At 65.3% G+C, this 16,405-nt stretch carries 13 protein-coding genes; 4 read left to right on the forward strand and 9 right to left on the reverse strand.

The window, feature by feature from the left end; translation table 11 throughout:
• Positions 1-222: 222 nt before the first annotated feature.
• Together AC3ERS_RS30495 and AC3ERS_RS30500 are read right to left on the reverse strand one after the other, a co-directional pair.
• Positions 223-588 (reverse strand): VOC family protein, encoded by a 366-nt coding sequence (locus AC3ERS_RS30495; RefSeq protein ID WP_431971594.1) that lies wholly within the window; start codon positions 586-588, stop codon positions 223-225.
• Positions 589-878: 290 nt separating this feature from the next.
• Positions 879-1,319 (reverse strand): HIT family protein, encoded by a 441-nt coding sequence (locus AC3ERS_RS30500; protein WP_431971579.1) that lies wholly within the window; start codon positions 1,317-1,319, stop codon positions 879-881.
• Between the two features lie 137 nt (positions 1,320-1,456).
• On the opposite strand from AC3ERS_RS30500, the gene AC3ERS_RS30505 reads away from it, so the two are divergent.
• Positions 1,457-2,464: a fatty acid desaturase family protein gene (locus AC3ERS_RS30505; protein WP_431971580.1), complete on the forward strand. Its 1,008-nt coding sequence runs from the start codon at positions 1,457-1,459 to the stop codon at positions 2,462-2,464.
• A 196-nt stretch (positions 2,465-2,660) separates the two neighbouring features.
• Here AC3ERS_RS30505 and AC3ERS_RS30510 read toward each other — a convergent pair whose 3' ends face one another.
• Together AC3ERS_RS30510 and AC3ERS_RS30515 are read right to left on the reverse strand one after the other, a co-directional pair.
• Positions 2,661-3,467: an LLM class flavin-dependent oxidoreductase gene (locus AC3ERS_RS30510; protein ID WP_431971582.1), complete on the reverse strand. Its 807-nt coding sequence runs from the start codon at positions 3,465-3,467 to the stop codon at positions 2,661-2,663.
• A 227-nt stretch (positions 3,468-3,694) separates the two neighbouring features.
• The gene (locus AC3ERS_RS30515) at positions 3,695-6,241 is read right to left on the reverse strand and encodes a hypothetical protein (protein WP_431971583.1); all 2,547 of its coding nucleotides are present in this window, start codon (positions 6,239-6,241) and stop codon (positions 3,695-3,697) included.
• 283 nt (positions 6,242-6,524) lie between these two features.
• Here AC3ERS_RS30515 and AC3ERS_RS30520 point away from each other — a divergent pair, with 283 nt between their 5' ends.
• On the forward strand, positions 6,525-7,640 hold the full coding sequence (locus tag AC3ERS_RS30520) for a styrene monooxygenase/indole monooxygenase family protein (protein WP_431971584.1): 1,116 nt from the start codon (positions 6,525-6,527) through the stop codon (positions 7,638-7,640).
• A gap of 16 nt (positions 7,641-7,656) precedes the next feature.
• Here AC3ERS_RS30520 and AC3ERS_RS30525 read toward each other — a convergent pair whose 3' ends face one another.
• The 4 genes from AC3ERS_RS30525 to AC3ERS_RS30540 form a co-directional block, all read right to left on the reverse strand.
• Positions 7,657-8,850 carry a cytochrome P450 family protein gene (locus tag AC3ERS_RS30525; protein ID WP_431971585.1) on the reverse strand — a complete coding sequence of 398 codons (1,194 nt, stop codon included), beginning with the start codon at positions 8,848-8,850 and terminating at the stop codon, positions 7,657-7,659.
• Positions 8,851-9,053: 203 nt separating this feature from the next.
• Entirely contained in the window at positions 9,054-9,350 is a 297-nt protein-coding gene (locus AC3ERS_RS30530; RefSeq protein WP_431971586.1) for a hypothetical protein, read from the reverse strand.
• A gap of 65 nt (positions 9,351-9,415) precedes the next feature.
• Complete coding sequence (locus AC3ERS_RS30535) at positions 9,416-10,273, reverse strand: helix-turn-helix transcriptional regulator (RefSeq protein ID WP_431971587.1); 858 nt, start codon at positions 10,271-10,273, stop codon at positions 9,416-9,418.
• 39 nt (positions 10,274-10,312) lie between these two features.
• On the reverse strand, positions 10,313-11,080 hold the full coding sequence (locus AC3ERS_RS30540; RefSeq protein ID WP_431971588.1) for an alpha/beta fold hydrolase: 768 nt from the start codon (positions 11,078-11,080) through the stop codon (positions 10,313-10,315).
• 671 nt (positions 11,081-11,751) lie between these two features.
• On the opposite strand from AC3ERS_RS30540, the gene AC3ERS_RS30545 reads away from it, so the two are divergent.
• Positions 11,752-12,063, forward strand: a complete 312-nt coding sequence (locus tag AC3ERS_RS30545) for a suppressor of fused domain protein (RefSeq protein ID WP_431971595.1) — start codon at positions 11,752-11,754, stop codon at positions 12,061-12,063.
• Between the two features lie 249 nt (positions 12,064-12,312).
• On the opposite strand, the gene AC3ERS_RS30550 is transcribed toward AC3ERS_RS30545, so the two are convergent.
• Entirely contained in the window at positions 12,313-12,591 is a 279-nt protein-coding gene (locus AC3ERS_RS30550) for a hypothetical protein (protein WP_488186874.1), read from the reverse strand.
• Between the two features lie 326 nt (positions 12,592-12,917).
• Here AC3ERS_RS30550 and AC3ERS_RS30555 point away from each other — a divergent pair, with 326 nt between their 5' ends.
• The gene (locus AC3ERS_RS30555) at positions 12,918-15,641 is read left to right on the forward strand and encodes a hypothetical protein (protein ID WP_431971590.1); all 2,724 of its coding nucleotides are present in this window, start codon (positions 12,918-12,920) and stop codon (positions 15,639-15,641) included.
• Positions 15,642-16,405 lie beyond the last annotated feature (764 nt).

Here is a 16,405-nt window from a genome sequence, read left to right on the forward strand (position 1 = left end):
GGAACAGACCAGTCTCATATCAGCACCCTGATTCGAGCCGGGTGGCTCACCCGAGTCCAGGGCAATCGCTACAAGGTGCCCGAAGCACGAACAGTTCCGCTGCTGGCAATCGTTATGGCGGCCTCCCCGGAATAGGGCGAGTCGACGGATCGACGATATCCGGTGGCCGCAAAATCTGTGATCGCTGGTGGATCCGCGCGAAGGTGCCACGTTCTCGGCTACTCAGTCGAGACAGAACTCGTTGCCCTCGATGTCCTGCATTACCAGGCACGACTCGTTGACGCCATCGGCGCGCAGTAGTCGCACGCGTATTGCGCCGAGCGCGACCAGTCGTGCGCATTCGGACTCGAGTGCAGCCACGCGCTCGTCACCCACGAGACCGGTGCCGACCCGCACGTCGAGATGCAGCCGATTCTTCACGACCTTCCCCTCGGGCACACGCTGGAAGTACAGGCGCGGGCCCGCACCTGAGGGATCAATACACGCTGAGCCCCGGTGCTCGTATCCCAACACCTCAGACCAGAAACGAGCGACGTGCTCAGGTTCCGAGCAGTCGAAGGTGACTTGGAGCTGTCTAACCGACGCCATCGGTCCACCATAGAGACGGAGTCTGACGTCGTCTCCACTTCGAATCGCCACGCTCACAATGCGATACACGCTGACAACGGCTGTGCAGTCGGTACTGACCACTGGTCGACGCGGGTGCAGCTGCACCGCCTCGACCGTCGGGACACCTGCTCGTTTCGGAATGCGCTCTTCGGCATGATGGTGTGCCGGGACGGCGGCAGATGCCGACGGCGCGTTGATCTTCCGAGGTGCCGCGCCGGCAGGTTCGGTCAGCGCGGTATGCGGCGCTGTGCATCGGCTTCGGGTACGCCTCAGCCCGGTAACGCTGCCGTCGGCTCGGCACAGAGCGCATCGAGTCCGGATGCGGGGATTTGAGGCGCGTCCGGAGAATCGGCGTTGTGCCACGGCACATCTCGTGCGGTGCTGGCCGGTCGGGTGAAGACGTGCTGGTGGAGGTGGACACCGGCCGCGCTCAGGCCCGCCACGAAGGTGAAGACGTGGGCGGGTTCGAGAACCCGGCGCAGGGCACCGATCGACGAGCGGACAGCGCGGGCGAACGCTACTGTCTCAGCGTCGTCGAGCAGATCGAGGGTCGCCACGTGACGACGAGGCTCGACGAACAGGTAGCCCGGCCGGACCCAGTCGCCATCCGATATCACACCGCAGTCCGATTCCATGTCATACCAAAGGGTTACGGGTAACGAGAATCCGGCCGATAGCTTCGGGGTATCGAAATCGGCGCCCCGCTCCACCGTCGACCGGCCAGCATCGTCGACGGACGGAGGTGGCGTCTCCGACCCAGCTCTCAGGAAGATCTATGACGACACCTGCCCTGGTCCCCGAGTCACAGTCACCGCGACGCGGTGCTGACGGTGATTACGCCCGTCTGTTGCGCCGGATCTCCGACGCGGGGCTGATGAACCGGCGTCCCGTCTACTACGCCATCCGGCTCAGCGTCGTCGGGGTCGCGTTCGCAGCCGGCTGGGCGGCGTTCGTCCTCATCGGAGATTCGTGGTGGACGCTGCTGGTCGCGGGGTTCATGGCCGTGACGTTCGCTCAAATCGCACTCGTCATGCATGATGTCGCGCACCGCCAAGTCTTCCGGCTACGGCAGCCGACGGAGCTGGTGGGACGACTCGTCGGCAACGCCGGCATCGGCCTGGGCTACGGCTGGTGGCAGGACAAGCACACCCGGCATCACGCCAACCCGAACCACGAGGAACTCGACCCCGATGTCGCGCCCGACATTCTGGTCTGGTCACAACAGCAGGCACGGTCCAGCCGCGGTCTGGCTCGTCTCATCGGGAGAGCGCAGGCGTTCCTGTTCTTTCCCCTCCTGTTGCTGGAGGGCCTGAACCTCCATGTGGCCGGCGTACGTGCGCTCAGAAATCGATCGGTCAAACATCGCGGATTGGAGGGCGCACTGCTGTTCGGCCACTTCGCCACCTACTCGGCCGCACTGTTCGCGGTTCTGCCCGCCGACAAAGCCTTCGCGTTCTTTGCTGTCCACCAGGGCCTCTTCGGCCTGTACATGGGCTGTATCTTCGCCCCGAACCACAAGGGCATGCCAACCTTGACCGGCGACGACCGCCCCGACTACCTCCGTCGCCAGGTGCTGACCTCCCGCAACGTGCGGGGTGGCGCGTTGACCGACCTCGCCCTCGGCGGGCTCAACTATCAGATCGAGCATCATTTGTTCCCGAGCATGCCCACGCCGAACCTGCGTCACGCCCAGGTGATCGTCCGCGACTACTGCACCGAAATCGGCGTGCCCTACCACGAAACTGGCCTGATCTCCTCTTACCGCGAGGCGCTGAGACACCTGCACCACGTCGGCGCTCCTCTGCGCACTCCCGATCGACACCCGGGTGCCGGTGCGCCACAACACAATCGCTGAACACAAGCTGGGCATCACGACGCCCCGGACACACCGGGGCGTCGGCAGCCGCGGTGCTGGCGTCCGCTCGTCGGCAGCAGCGGACGTTCAGGATCGCGCGATAGGCGGCGTGAGCGGATGTTGGGGTGCCAAGACGACGGCGTCGCCAGGGCGCGTATTCGAGCCGTGCCGCGAGGCTCGCGTCATCGACGCCCGACTACCGTCCGGCGAGCTCGGCTACGACCGGAGCGAACCTGTCGGCGAAGTCGGCGCCGAAAATGAAATAGGAGAAGCCGATCTCCTCCCGTCGCCGCTGGATTTCCTCGGCGGCGGCCGCCGGATCGTCCGGAAGTACGGTCAGTGCGTCCGCCGCGCGAAGCGCAGCAGGGTCGGTGTCGGGGCGCGCCATGTGCGGCGCGACAGTGTCACCGATAACCGGCACGGCGAGCGCGAGCTCGACGTCCCCGATGGTGTGGAAGTCGCGTGCCAGCCGCTCGACTTCGCTCCGCGGCTGATCCCCCAGCGCGAAGGTGACCGTGTCTGCGACCTCGGCCGCCAACGCCCGCGCCTTCGGACCGAGTACGGCCATCGCCACGGGCGTGTGCAGGTCGGGGCCGTCGAGTTCTCGCAGCGTCCTGACGGTCTCACGTACCTGTGCCAGCCGCTCGTTCGGCGGCGGTACAACGGGCAGTCCCTTGTCGCGCAGCTCGTCCTCGATTCCCGGTCTACCGGTGCCGATGCCCATCTCGAAGCGACCCTCGGTCAGCAGCGACAGCGAGTGCGCTTCCCACGCCGTCAGCCAGGCCGGGCGTAGCGGAGAGGCGTACACCCACGTGCCCACGCGCAGGTCGGTCAGAGCCGCGACGGTGGCCAGCATGGGACCGGGCGCCGGTTGCATCTGTGGGAAGTCGGGCACCAGCAGCGTCGAGTAGCCGCTGTCGGCGATGCGGCGCACGCGATCTCGCCACGTCGGCAGGTCAGTTCTGAGCGGGGCAACGACCCCGAATCGAAACGGTCTCGTCATGCCTGGATTCCTCTCTGCGTCGACGAGATCACCTGGCAGCCACTCCTGAGGGAAGGCCCATGATCATCTCCTCCGGTACATCCAGAGATATCGACGAGGGTTGGACCCGAAATTCACCGGTGCATCCGAGATCGCGTGCACGCTCCTGCGAACGCCCTGTATTCGGCACGGCGTTCACCACACAGGAGCAGACGTTATGAGGCTTCAGCCCAACCCACTTCGCGGTGTCACGAGCGCCGGGTGCGCTGCGGCTTGCGCGCGGCTTCCTCGATCACCTGGCTGCGCCGGTCGGCGGGCACCAGAGCGCGGATATCTTCCCGCGAGCCGATCATCAGTTTGTGCAGGATCGCGGCCATCTGGGCGTCCACGGTTTTGAAGGAGCTGCCACGCCTAGCGGCGATCGCGGTGTTGGTCCAGCCCGCCGCGGCCAGGACGGCCACGTCCTGTTCCGCCGTCGACAGCTCCTGCCAGCGCGAGGGTCGCTCCCGCCGGACCGGGTGGTCGACCGGCAGACGGTCCAGCGACAGGCGGCCCAGCGCCAGCTGCGCCACCTCGCCGAGCTCGGGCCGCAGCAGCGCGCCCTCCCGCTCGGCCACCGTGAAGGCCGACGCGCCGAGAACTTCGCGAGCAGCTGCCACGGCGGCGTCGGTCTCGGTCGCGAACGGCCGAAGATTGCCGATGTCCACCCCGAGTTTGTGCCGCAGTCTGGCGGCGCCCCCGACGAGACGGGCGATATCACGCGCCCATCCGGTCACGACGTCCGATCGCTTGTCGGCCGCGTCGGTGATCAGGCGCGCCAGCGACCACGCGCGGAGATGGATGGCCCACGTGGCGCCCCATTGATCGCGCATGGCGAGCTGGTCGGTCAGCGTCGTACGCCCCACGGCGAGAGCCTCGTTCGGGTCACCGTGTTTGGTCAGCGCGATCGCCCAGGCAAGTTCGGCCCACGACGTGGCCCACCGCGCACCGGACCGCTCCGCGTTTTTCATATGCTGCCGTGCGGTCTCCAGTGCCTGGGTCGGCGTGCCGAGGAAAGCGGCGGCCAGCGCCTCGAACAGTTCGCTCATCGCGGCGCCGCCGCGATCGCCCTGCGCGGCAAATTTCGTTCGGGCGCGGGCCAGGACGGGAATCGCGCGCACGTCTAGGCACACCAGCATCAGTTCACTGCCCCTGGCGAATTCGACAATGGCGGGCAGATCGAAATCGCGTTCGGGGTGCTCTCGCCACTCGGAACGGGTGGCGGGGTCCGGCACGCAGGTGGCGACGCACTCGTCGAGCATGCGCGTGGCATCGTCATGGACGCCTTGGCACATGCTGATCCACCCGATCAGCGCCATCGCCGAGATCTGCAACTGGACAGGCTGTGGATCGAGGCGTCGGCTGGCAGCGAGGGTGCGCTCCGCCCAGTGGCGCGGCTCGCGCAACGAGCCGGTGAAGAACGGGCTGCGCAGCGCGATGAGCCCGACCGCGATCTCCAAGCCCACCGCGGCCTCGCCCGGCGTGCCGAGACTGCCCTCGATGGCGCACAGCAGGTTGTCCCAGGCCGCCTGTGCCCAGTCCAGCAAATCCTGCTCGGTCGGGCCGAACCATTCGACCTGCGCCGCAACGACTTTGTCGTGGTAGTACCGACGGTGCCTGCGGGCCGAACGGTCGAACTCCGCACCGCGTTCGCGTAGGCGTTGCTGGGCGAACACCCGAACGCTCTCCAGCAGCGAGTAGCGCACCGTGGTCGCGGTCAGGTGGACCGAGACCAGCGATTGGTCCGCCAGGCGCTCCAGCAGGTCCTCGATCTCGGCGTGGGCCAAGCCGTCGGGGTCGTCGTCGGCGCAGACCGCTCCGATCGCCTCCAGATCGGCGCCGACGTCCGGACCGGGCAGGGCCGCGTCCTCGTGGTCGACGTCGTAACCGGCCGCGAAGACCGACAGCCGCTCCAATAGCAGCCGCTCCTTGTGCCGGCACAGGTCATACGACCAGGCGATGACGTCGCGAATGCCCTGATGCCGTTGGTCGGCGCCGACCCGGGGGCCGTGCGACCAGCGCAGCCGCCGATCGCTCGCCTCTCCGGTGAGGTCACGCAGGATCATCGCCAGCGGCTGGCGTAGCAGGCGCGCGGCGGCCAGCCGGATGTAGAGAGGGTGGTTGTGCACGTGCCTGCAGATCGCGGCGGCCATCTCGGCATCGTCGTCGGCGATCGTGTGCCCGGTCAGTTCTGCGCGTCCACGGAACAAGGTCAGCGCTTGTTCGGTGGACAGTGCGGGCACGGGCACGAGTTGCTCGTCGATCCAGCCGATAGCCTCGCGGCTGGTGGCCAGCACGGTGAGCCCGGGCGCCGCGTCGAGCAAGTCGGCGATCACCCGGCCCGCACCGTCCAAGACGTGCTCGCAATTGTCCATCACCAGGATGGTCTGCAAGGCGCGTCCGACCGCGTCGCGGCGCTGGAGGGTGTCGAGCATCGCCTCCCATGCCGACCGTCCGGAGAAGTCCGCGTCGATCAGCGACCGCGCGACCTGCTCTTCCACCGCCGCCACGTCGGCGTCCCTGGACAGGAGGGCCAGCCGCACCCAGTGCACCGGCACCCGCCGCGCCCTGTGGAACCGGTGCACGGCCTCCGTCGCCAGCCGGGTCTTGCCGATGCCGCCCGCGCCGATCAGCGTGATCAGGCGAGTGGGACCGAGCAGTAACATCCCGATCTTCTCCAGCTCACGTGCGCGGCCGACGAAATCGCTGGTGGCCGCTGGCGGGAGGCCCGACCCCGACGAACGTCTTACCGACACAGCAGTGCAGTGTAGTCGGGTCGCGTGCCGGAAAATCCGGGCACGAGCAGGCAGTCGGGGCGGGAACCGGCGCCCACCCGCAGCATGCCGGGGTGCTCGGGCGGCCCGGCCCGTGTCTACCGATGTGCCGCAATCACCTATTCCTCGACGATTTCGCTATCGCCGCAGTCGATCTCACGACCGAAAGGACACCATGGCGGAACGGATACAGGTACTCGGAGCGGGCGAATGCGGGTTACCTCTCGCTTATTGCCTCTTGCGCGGCAGTAGCGCGGTCACACTGGTGACCGATCGCGATGCCGAAGCGATTCTCGCGGGCACGGTGACCAGCACGCAGGTCAAATTCTCGCCGACGCTCGATCTCGAATCGGATGCGGGGCTGGGCTTCTGGCGGACGAGCGCGCCGAACATCGAGGGCATCCGGTTCACCATGGCCGTCGATCGCACGGCGGTGGCGGCCTGGGCCGGACGCTTCACCCGCCCGGCGCAAAGCGTGGACCAGCGGACCGTCTTCGCACGATGGCTGGACGAATTCCTGTCCGCGGGCGGCGATCTGCGCGTCGCCGCCCCGTCGGTGACGGAAGTCGACCGCGCCGCCGCCGACTACGACCTGACCGTGGTGACCCGCGCGGCGCCCGAACTCGCCGCCTGTTTCGAGAACGATCCGGCGTGGACCGTGCCCGCCGAGCCGCAGCGGCGGCTCGCGGTGCTGTACCTCGACGGCGTCCGGCCCGAGCCGCACCACCTCGGCTGCTACACCGCGCTGCCCGAGCACGGTGAAGTGATCTCCTACCCCGGACTGACCGGACGGCCTGGCCAGGAGCGACGCTGCGAGATCGTGCTTTTCGAGGCGCGGCCCGGCGGCGCCCTCGACGTCTTCGACCAGCTCGGCACGCCGACGCAACGATTGCGGCAGGCCAAGCAGCTCATCGACCAGCACCTGCCCGCCGAGCTCGCCGAACGGTATCGCGATGCCGAGCTGACCGACGCCGGAGCGACGCTGGTCGGCGCCGTGAGGCCCGTCATGCGCAGGCCGGTCGGCACCCTGCCCTCGGGCAGGCCGGTGCTCGGCGGCGGCGACGTCGTCTGCCGGATGGACCCGGGCGGCGCGCAGGGCGCCAACAATGCGGTGCAGTGCGCGATCCGCTACGCGGAAGCGATCCTGCACCATCCCGGCGGCCCCTACGACCGGGATTGGATGGAATGGACAGCAGCGCCGTGGCTTTCGGCCGTGGCGCATCCCGCGGCGCGGTGGACCGCGACGGTGCTCGACCCACCTCCGGCGATGCAGGAGATGATGCTGGCCGCGCAGCACGACTCGACGCTGGCCGACGCGTTCGCCGCCGCCTTCGCGCGGCCGTCGAATCTGGCGCAGTTCGCGGCAGGCGCCCCGTCCTGAATGTCGTGGCGCCGGTTTACTGCTGCCAAGGCGGGGTCGCGGGGAAGACGACCGGTAGCGCGGTCAGGGCACGATGGAAAGGCCCTGGCCGCCAGGTCAATTCCGGCACCGGTACCGCGGGCCGCAGCTCCGGCAACGCGTCCAACAGCTGGTCGATCGCGTCCTGGGCGATCAAGTAGGCCGGGCTGCGCGCCGGACAGGCGTGCGGTCCGGCGCCCCACGCCAGATGCGATCGGTTGCCGTTGCGATTCTCGGCGCTGATCGCCGGATCGTTGTTGCACGCAGCGAAGCTGATGACGACCGGATGGTGGGCTGGTAGCCACACATCGTCGATCAGGATCGGCTGGCGCGGGTAGGTGACGGAGAAGTTGGCCATCGGCGGGTCGGCGAACAGCACTTCGTCCAACGCATCGCGGGTGGACAGGCTCCCACCGAGAACGTTGCCACCGAAACGGTCGTCGGACAGGATCAGCACGAGACTGTTGATGATCAGGTTCTGCAGCGGCTCGATTCCCGCACCGTAGAGCACGACGAGCTGGTGGATGACCTCGGCGTCGTCGAGCTGGGCCGGATGCTGGAGCAGGCGGGTGGTGATGTCCTCGCCCGGTTCGGCGCGCTTGAGTTCGAGCAACCGCAGCAACGCCGCGCTGAGCATGCGGTTGCCCACTTCGGCGTCGACGCCGTCGAAGACCGCTGCGGTCGCGGCGGCGACCTCCTGCCCGATCTCCGGTGGGCACCCCAGCAGGACGTTGATCACCTCGAATGCGAGCGGAAACGCGTACTGCGAGACCAACTCGGCGCTGCCCGCCGTACAGAAGGTGTTGATCAGCGGGACCGCGATCCGCTCCACCGTGGCGTGCAGGGCGTGCAGGTCCACGGCATTGATGGCCGCGGTGTTGGCCTCCCGGTAGCGGGCATGCTCGGCGCCCGCGCTGCGCATCGCGTTGGGCCGCCATTCCAGCACCGGCAGCACCGAGCAGTCGGCGGAGACCTTCGACTGCCACGTGCGCGGGTCGGCCGGGAAGTGCTGCGGATCATGCAGAATGTGCACCGCGGTGCGATAACTGAGCACCAGCGTCGCGGGCACGCCCGGCGCCAACTCCACCGGCGCGAGCGAACCATAGCGGGCCCGCATGTCCCGGTAGGCTCGATGCGGATCGGCCGCGAACTCCGGGGAGTACAGCAATACCCGCTCGCCATCGGCACCCATGGGCGAACCATGTTGCACGCCAATCATATTCGTGGCCGTAATGTCGTTTCGACGCGTGGTCAATGCGCGACTCCCACAGTAGAGGCGAATTCGGCGATCGGGCGAACTCGACACGGGACCGCCGAACACCGCAGTCGTCCGGTCCTGCCGTGCACCAGCGCGACATGAGTCCCGATCGCGTTGGCGATCGACACACAGGATGATCACTTAGGTATGCCATCGGCATCGGTAGCAGCGGATGACCTGCAGGTATGGACCTCGCTCAGGCTGCGCCACAACGGGATTCGCATGGTCTGCCCATCTTCGAACACGCCGCCTGAGTGGTTCATCGAGGTGAGCACGACGCTGCTGGGGCAGATCGGTGGGGCTGTCAAGGATTCATGAGGCGAGCCGGCGCCGCGACGGCCCGACTGATAACTTTCGCCGCGGCCCCTGTTGAGGTATTTGTGTTCCTGGCTGACGTTCGGGAATGCAAGCTGGTCACCGGTATCGACGATCACTCTCGATACGTTGGGATCGCCCACTGAGGTTGCTCGAGTCTTCCGGACTACTCGAGCCCTGAATATCAGCGTTCCTCGGTGTCCAACCGTTCAGCATGCCGCGCACGGGGGTGTTCCGCATCGGAACCGCCGGTCCCCGGGTTCAAGGGCGGAGCCTGCGACCCGGTCCACGCGGCGAGCAGCCGCAGTGCGGTCTCCGACGCCGAGCCCGCCTCGGCGGTGTAGATGCACAGCGTCTGGTCGGGATCGCCTGGTAGCGAGACGCTTTCGTAGTCGATGGTGAGATCACCGACGAGGGGATGGTGGTAGCGCTTGCTGCCGTGACTGCGTTCGCGGACGTTGTGGTCGGCCCACCAGCGCCGGAATTGCGGGCTCTTGACCGCCAATTCGCCGACGAGTTCGGCCAGCAGCGGGTCGTCCGGGTGACGCCCGGCGTCCAAGCGCAGGACCGCGACGTTGTCCCGGGCGACCTCTTCCCAATCGAGGTACAGCTCGCGGGCGGACTCGTCGAGGAAGGTGTAGCGCAACATATTTCGGTCCCGGGGCGGGAGCGCCTCGAAGTCGGTGATCAGCGCCCGGGCGAGACGGTTGGCGGCGAGGATGTCCATGCGGCGGCCGAAGACGAAGGCAGGCATCACGTCGTCGAGCGTCTCGAGGATGCGGCGGATCCCGGGACGGACCCGCTGCACTCGCGCCGGAGTCCGGCGCCGGACGCGCCGCGGATTCGCCCGGGCGATCTGGAACAGATAGGAGCGCTCGACCTCGTCCAGGCGCAGGGCGCGGGCCACGGCGTCGAGGACCTCGTCGGAGACGTTGATATTGCGTCCCTGCTCGAGGCGGCTGTAGTAGTCCACGCTGACCCCGGCGAGCGGGGCCGCCTCTGCACTCTCAAGGCCCGGAGCAGCCCACGCGATCAGCGGCAAAATAGTGCGTTCGGTCGGTAACCCTGCTGGCTGCCGACCTCAACGGGCGGTGTCGACAACTGGTTCTGTCGCTGTGCGGCGGATTTCGGCAGCCACTCTGCCGGGAGCCTCGAGCATCGGTACGTGCCCCACATCGGGCAGCATGACCACCCGACGGCTGGCTGAAGGCGTGACCAGTTGCGCACCGAAGCGAGGGGGCGGGGCCACGCGGTCACGCGCGCTGAAGACGATTGTGGTCGGTGTGGTGATCTGGTCGAGCATCTCCAGCGCGGTGTCGGTCGGCCAGATTGCGTTGATGTCGCGCGCGGTGCAGTATCCAGCCGATTGCAGGGCAATCGCAGCCAGATCGGGCGCGACGAGCCCTGGCCGGTGGCAGAGCACGCGCATCGTGGTGGCTTTGCCGATGGCGGCCAGTGTCGGATTCGCGAAACCGCGCGACAGCGGAGCGAGGTATGCGCTGAGCTGGAACTTCAGCCGGAGCCGGTCGGCGTGGCGGCTGCCGCGCTGCCATAGTCCCGCCGAGGCGATGGCAGTCACGCTGCGTGCGCGGCCACGCCGGGCGAGCTCGAGTGCCATCCACCCGCCCAGAGAATTTCCGGCGATGTGCGCTGTCTCCCAGCCGGTCTCGTTCATCAGTGCTTCGACATGATCGGCTCCTGCGGCCACAGTCAGTGGCCGGTCGCCGACGGGGCCTCCCCAGTGGAACGGCAGGGTCGGTGCGACCATGTCGAATTCGTTGGACAACTCGTTGATCACCCCACCCCAGCCATGTCTGCGTGAATGCGTGTAGCAGCAGAAGTGGTTCACCTGAACCGCTCCTGCTGAGCCTTGCTGGTATCGCCGAAGAGTTCGCTGAATTGTTCATGCGCTCTCTGCCCCCTTCCGTTCTTCCCCAACGCGATTCAGAGTCGCGACGTGCCTCGGCACTTCACCGTGCGAAGACTGGGGACGATGCTACAAACGAGGTCACGCGATGTCTACTACCACTTGTAGTTGACCTGGATTCTTCGTAATCGCCGATCACGGTTGAGATCGTGGCCGACTCCAGGTCGATGCGCGAAACTTGGCAAGACCGGATGTCTCGAGCAGCAACGGGTCTCGTTCGTTGACCGCGCGCCCAACGGCAGGAGCCGATGTTCGTCGCCGGACGTTCGTGATCACGCCGAGGTAGAACATCCTGGTGACCACCGACAGCGACTACCCGCGAGAACACGACTACCACACCGTCGATCTCCACCTCCGACGGTTCTGGCCCGATCGCGCGGTCGAGGACTTCCAGTGGAAGATCGGGCGCCGAGCGAGGACGTCCTGCCCCGGTCCACGTACGCAGACTCGCACCGTCGTACGCAGACTGGCACCGTCCAGCCCGGGCGAAGGCTGGATCTACATCTCGATCGGAGCGTTCGAGGTCGATCGCGGTCAACCGGTGGAATTCATCATCCCAGTCCTCGGAGGAAACGCCCGAGCACGTCGAATCGCTGGCGGTCATCGCCCACCATCATGCGACGACTCATCATCCGCTACATCCAGGCCGTCTGATCAACCTCGGGCGACCCTGGATGGGAGACTCGACCGCCGAGGGCTTCATGGTCAACCTGCCCTATCCGTGGGGTCCGCGCCTCGAATGGTGCGAACTCCCCGATGGTCAGCGTGTACAACTTCTTTGGCTGGTCCCTATCACCCCTGCCGAACATCGGTATGCCGTGACGGAGGGAACCCCTGTACTCGAAGACCTCCTCGAGGCCCACGCGGTGGACACCCTGGACCCCCACCGCGCCTCACTTTTGTAAGCACGCAATTCGGCAGAAGCGGACGTTCGTGACCGCGCGATAGGCGGCATTACCGTTCGGTCGCGTGGACTCGCTGCAATTGACGGGACCCCGTCGATCGGTCCCGGACCGAACCACAGGGGTCAGGTCAACGGCACTTCGACGCGAATGGGGATGGCAACCTCAAGGTGGGACGAGCAACAGGGAGAGGTGTGTGCACGGCCGTGGCGGTGGATTGAATTGGAGATTTTTGACACGTCGGCACAGAATCTAGCGCCTGTGCTGCTGGTGGGGTCCTCGCCCGAGAGTTACGAGGGCGTCCAGGACCGATTTCAGGATCTTGATGCGGTCTGGGACGTCGGCGTCCTTCATGGCCTTGCGAGCCAGGCACAGCACTCCGCACACGATGACGATCACAGTTAACGCAATGACCGCGACGACGGTTGCAAGGATCAGTGTCACGGCCGAGGGGGATCCGTGGGCGGTGACCAACAGCGTCACACCGGAACTGGTACCGCCCAGGGCTGCGGCAGCTGCTGTCTTCCTCACCCCATCACCGCCATACCTACCGTAGGGATCTGCCTGGAGCGCCAGTACGCGAACAACTCACATGCTGTGTGGAACTCGTTGTGGACAGAGCTGCGCTGTCGGGTGATCTCTGCACGGGCAGGTGTGCGGTGGCCGAGCCGGACTGGGTCGACCGCGGCGGTCACGGTCGCGAGGTGGGGAGCCATGACAGTGACGGTTGCCGCTGGGACCGTTCAAAGTCATTATCTTCTGCCAGATTTCGGCGATGCCTGCTCGAAGAGTCACGGGTCTAGTGTGGTCGGCGAAAGATTGAACAGGATTGAACAGCTGGGCCTCGGGAGGGACGGGTGAGCGGCTTGAAACCGATCGAGTTGGCGTTGATCAACTCCAAGACCGAGTTCCACGCCGCTCTCCGTGAACTCAAGGCGCGTTCGGGCCTGAGCTACGACCAGATCCTTGAGCGTGTCAAGGACGGGTCGCCGACAAGGGGGGCGCTGCACAACTGGGTGAATGGGGTTTCCTGGCCGAGTTGGCGGCTGCTGGGGCCGGTGTTGCAGACGCTGGTTGAGCTCGATGCGCCGGGTTCGTGGGCGAAGACCGGGGCCGACTGGCAGGCCGCCTATAGGCGGACGAGTCAGGTGATACCGCATTTGCGGCCGTTGACCGAGGTGAACGATCCGTTCGAACTGGAGGTGCGCCGTTCGATCACCACAACCCGCGCGTTCGCTGGGGAACTTCCGGTATATGTGCTTCGCAAGCATGATGACGAGCTCGATGAGGTGGTCGGGCGGGCTATAGCGGGCTGCAATGAGATGGCGGTGCTTCTCGGTGGCTCGTCCACGGGCAAGACCCGGGCGATATGGGAAGCACTGCGGCGGCTGCGTGGTCACCGGAGGTGGCGGTTGTGGCATCCGTTGGACCGCAACGCTTTCCTGAGCGAGCTACCGAACCTGCAACCCCGTACCGTGGTGTGGCTCAACGAAGCGCAAAGGTACCTCGATACCCGCGACGGTGATACCGGTGAACCGGTTGCAGTCGAGCTTCGTAAGCTGCTTCGCGGTACGGGGTTGAAGCCGGTTCTGATCTTAGCCACGCTGTGGCCAAAGCATTACGAGATCTTGTCCAGTGACAAGCACCCGCAGGCACACCAGCTGCTGGAGGAGCGATTGATCCGGGTCGCTGACGCCTTCACCGGCGAGGACCTGGAAGAGCTGGATCGGCTGGCGGGCGATGATCCGCGACTGGCGGAAGCAAGAGAAAAGGCGGTGTCCGGACGGATCATCCAGTACCTGGCCGGGGCGCCGGAGCTGCTGAGACGCTACGAATACGGCACCGAATCGGTTCAGGGAATCATCGAGATTGCGATGGACGCTCGCCGTCTGGGGCATTCCAACTGTATCTCGATCGGCCTGCTACGCGACGCTTCCCCCGACTACATCGCGGTCGGCGCACTTGATGACGAGTGGCTGACCAGAGACCTGGAAGAACTCAGGAAACCTGCCCGCGGGCTACCCGGACCGCTCACCCCGATCCCGCCCCGTCGCACCGGATCCCGTCGTCGCGGGCACCTTTCAGCCAACGATGCAGGTCCGCGATATGAGCTGGCCGAATACCTCGACCAACACGGTCGCATTCACCGTGCCGACTGCATACCGCCGACAGGGTTCTGGGACGCGGTCGCCGACCACGCCTGTGCTGCTGACCTCACCGCCCTCGGCCACGCCGCCTGGGAGCGCGGCTTGTACCGCGATGCCGCCCAGCTTTGGAAAACCGCGACCGAAGGCGGCGATCCCATGGCCAGCATACGGTTGATAGAAGAACTGTCCAATCTGCACCCAGGCGATACCCGGCCCGAGGAATGGATAAAAGAACTCCACCGATCTACCGACCACCGCTCCCGAATGCCGGAAATACCTCAAGAAATATGCTCCAAACGCGCATCCTTGCAAAGGATCGGGAACAAGATATCTGAACTGACGCTTGCCAACACCGACGCCGTCGCCTCATTGATGAAAGCGCTCAGTCGCGGCGGTATGGGCGATCAGCTGAGCGTTCTCTCGAATCGTGTGGCAACCGAAACAAGCCCGATACCAGCGCCAAGGCTGGCAACCATCATCGACGCACTCAGGCAAACCGGGCAAACGGTGCAGCTGGCACTGCTCGCTCGACGAGTCGTTGAGTGCCATCCGCCATGGAAACCGGATCGCGAGGAACGATCCGAACCGGCGTACGACCTACTTCACATGGTCGAGAATTCGCCATTCCTTCAGCTTTCTGAAGTAATGTCAATTACCCAACCTGCCCGGGCTGTAAGAGCAGTTTGCGATGCGCTGCGGCGTGCTGAGCAGGTCACCGCAGCGAACGCTATCGTCGACCACATCACCTCTCCGGCCGGCGGCAACCTACTGGCAGCTGCGGACCATTTGGAACACAAAACAAGCGACTTCTATCCAAGACACGATAATAACGATGACCTGATCGAAGTGCTGGGGAGAATTGAATCAGGGGAAATATCACGAACCGGAATTGATATGCTTATACATTTCCCGGTCGATGTTGTCGGCATCTTGGATTCAGCGCAACGCTTCGATGAATATACTGGCGATGTCATATCCCTGGTGCAACGAGCCCCGCTTGAGGTGAAGGTCGATCGCCCTGAAATCGCCGCTGAGCTGCTGACAACTCTACGTGATGTGGCGACTCCTGATCGCCTGACCGCGTTAGCTGATCGCATCGCCGAGCAAACCAACCTGAGCTCTCCGGTTGGTGTGTCCGAGCTGCTACATGCCCTGCACATGGCTGGACAATGCCAGCAGCTGTCGACAGTGGCAGAGCGCGCGGCCCGTTCCGTCACAGACCTCACAAGCTGGGAAGGTGCTGTTGAACGATTGCTGAAACAGTTCCTCGTCCTAGGGGAGGATCAGCCCTATAGAGTTCTGGTGGCCCGTCTGCCCGCTTGGGGATTAATTGACCTCTTTATGGCTCAGTCCGACCACTGGGCGCGTTACCGATTCGGTCGTGAGCCTGACGGGTCCATTGCCGCACCCTGGGGATGGGATGACCTGCATTGAGACTTCCCGCCGTGCCTCTGATTCACATGTCCGTTCTTTAACCGATGCGGACTGACTAGAGCATCAGTAGTCATGACCCCGCCGAGACGATCTGCATCGTGACACCAAACGTGTCTGCGATCAAGCTCCAGTAGCGCCAGATCTACCCTGCCTGCCTCCTGGAGGGCGATGACTAGCAGATCAAGTGGCCTATCGTGCTATCGATTTGTGGATGGATTCTCGGCGCAATGTCATTGCATTCGTTGCGCGCGTTGAATATGCCTGTGAGTTTGTCCGCCCTGCGCGATGACCGTATCCGCCGCGATCGCTACATAATCGGACCTCGACGAGCCCTGATCGACCGGCCCTCTGAACTGCCCCAACCATCCGAAGTCTTCGCCAACTGGACAATCGCTCGCTCATCGGCATTTCAGGATGCTTATACCGACTTGGTGATGGCAATGTGGTTGAAGACCGTTCTGGGGACATCCGTCCGCGCTGGCCTCGGTGTCCAGGTTCCGCGGACCGGCGGTAGCTGTTCCACAACTGCCTAGCCGATCAACCACGCTCCGCGCTCTCGCCGCGCCGAATCATAGGGCTGCTGTAGGGAGTCGGGAGAGGTGACATCGTCGTCTCCCTCCCCGTGCGGGCATTTTAGGAGTGCGTAACCGACATGTCACCCCGGCCAGATGTGCGCACTACGTACTCCATGTCGCCCGAGCAGCGCGAAGAACAGCTCAGAATTCCTCTCTCGGTTCCACCACCAACCGGGTCGGCCGATTCAA

It is taken from the genome of Nocardia sp. bgisy134, assembly GCF_057708325.1.

Excerpts from the sequence above, each read along its gene's own strand:
- AC3ERS_RS30495 (WP_431971594.1), bottom strand. The coding sequence starts at position 588 with ATGGCGTCGGTTAGACAGCTCCAAGTCACCTTCGACTGCTCGGAACCT.
- AC3ERS_RS30510 (WP_431971582.1), bottom strand. The coding sequence starts at position 3,467 with ATGACGAGACCGTTTCGATTCGGGGTCGTTGCCCCGCTCAGAACTGAC.
- AC3ERS_RS30525 (WP_431971585.1), bottom strand. The coding sequence starts at position 8,850 with ATGGGTGCCGATGGCGAGCGGGTATTGCTGTACTCCCCGGAGTTCGCG.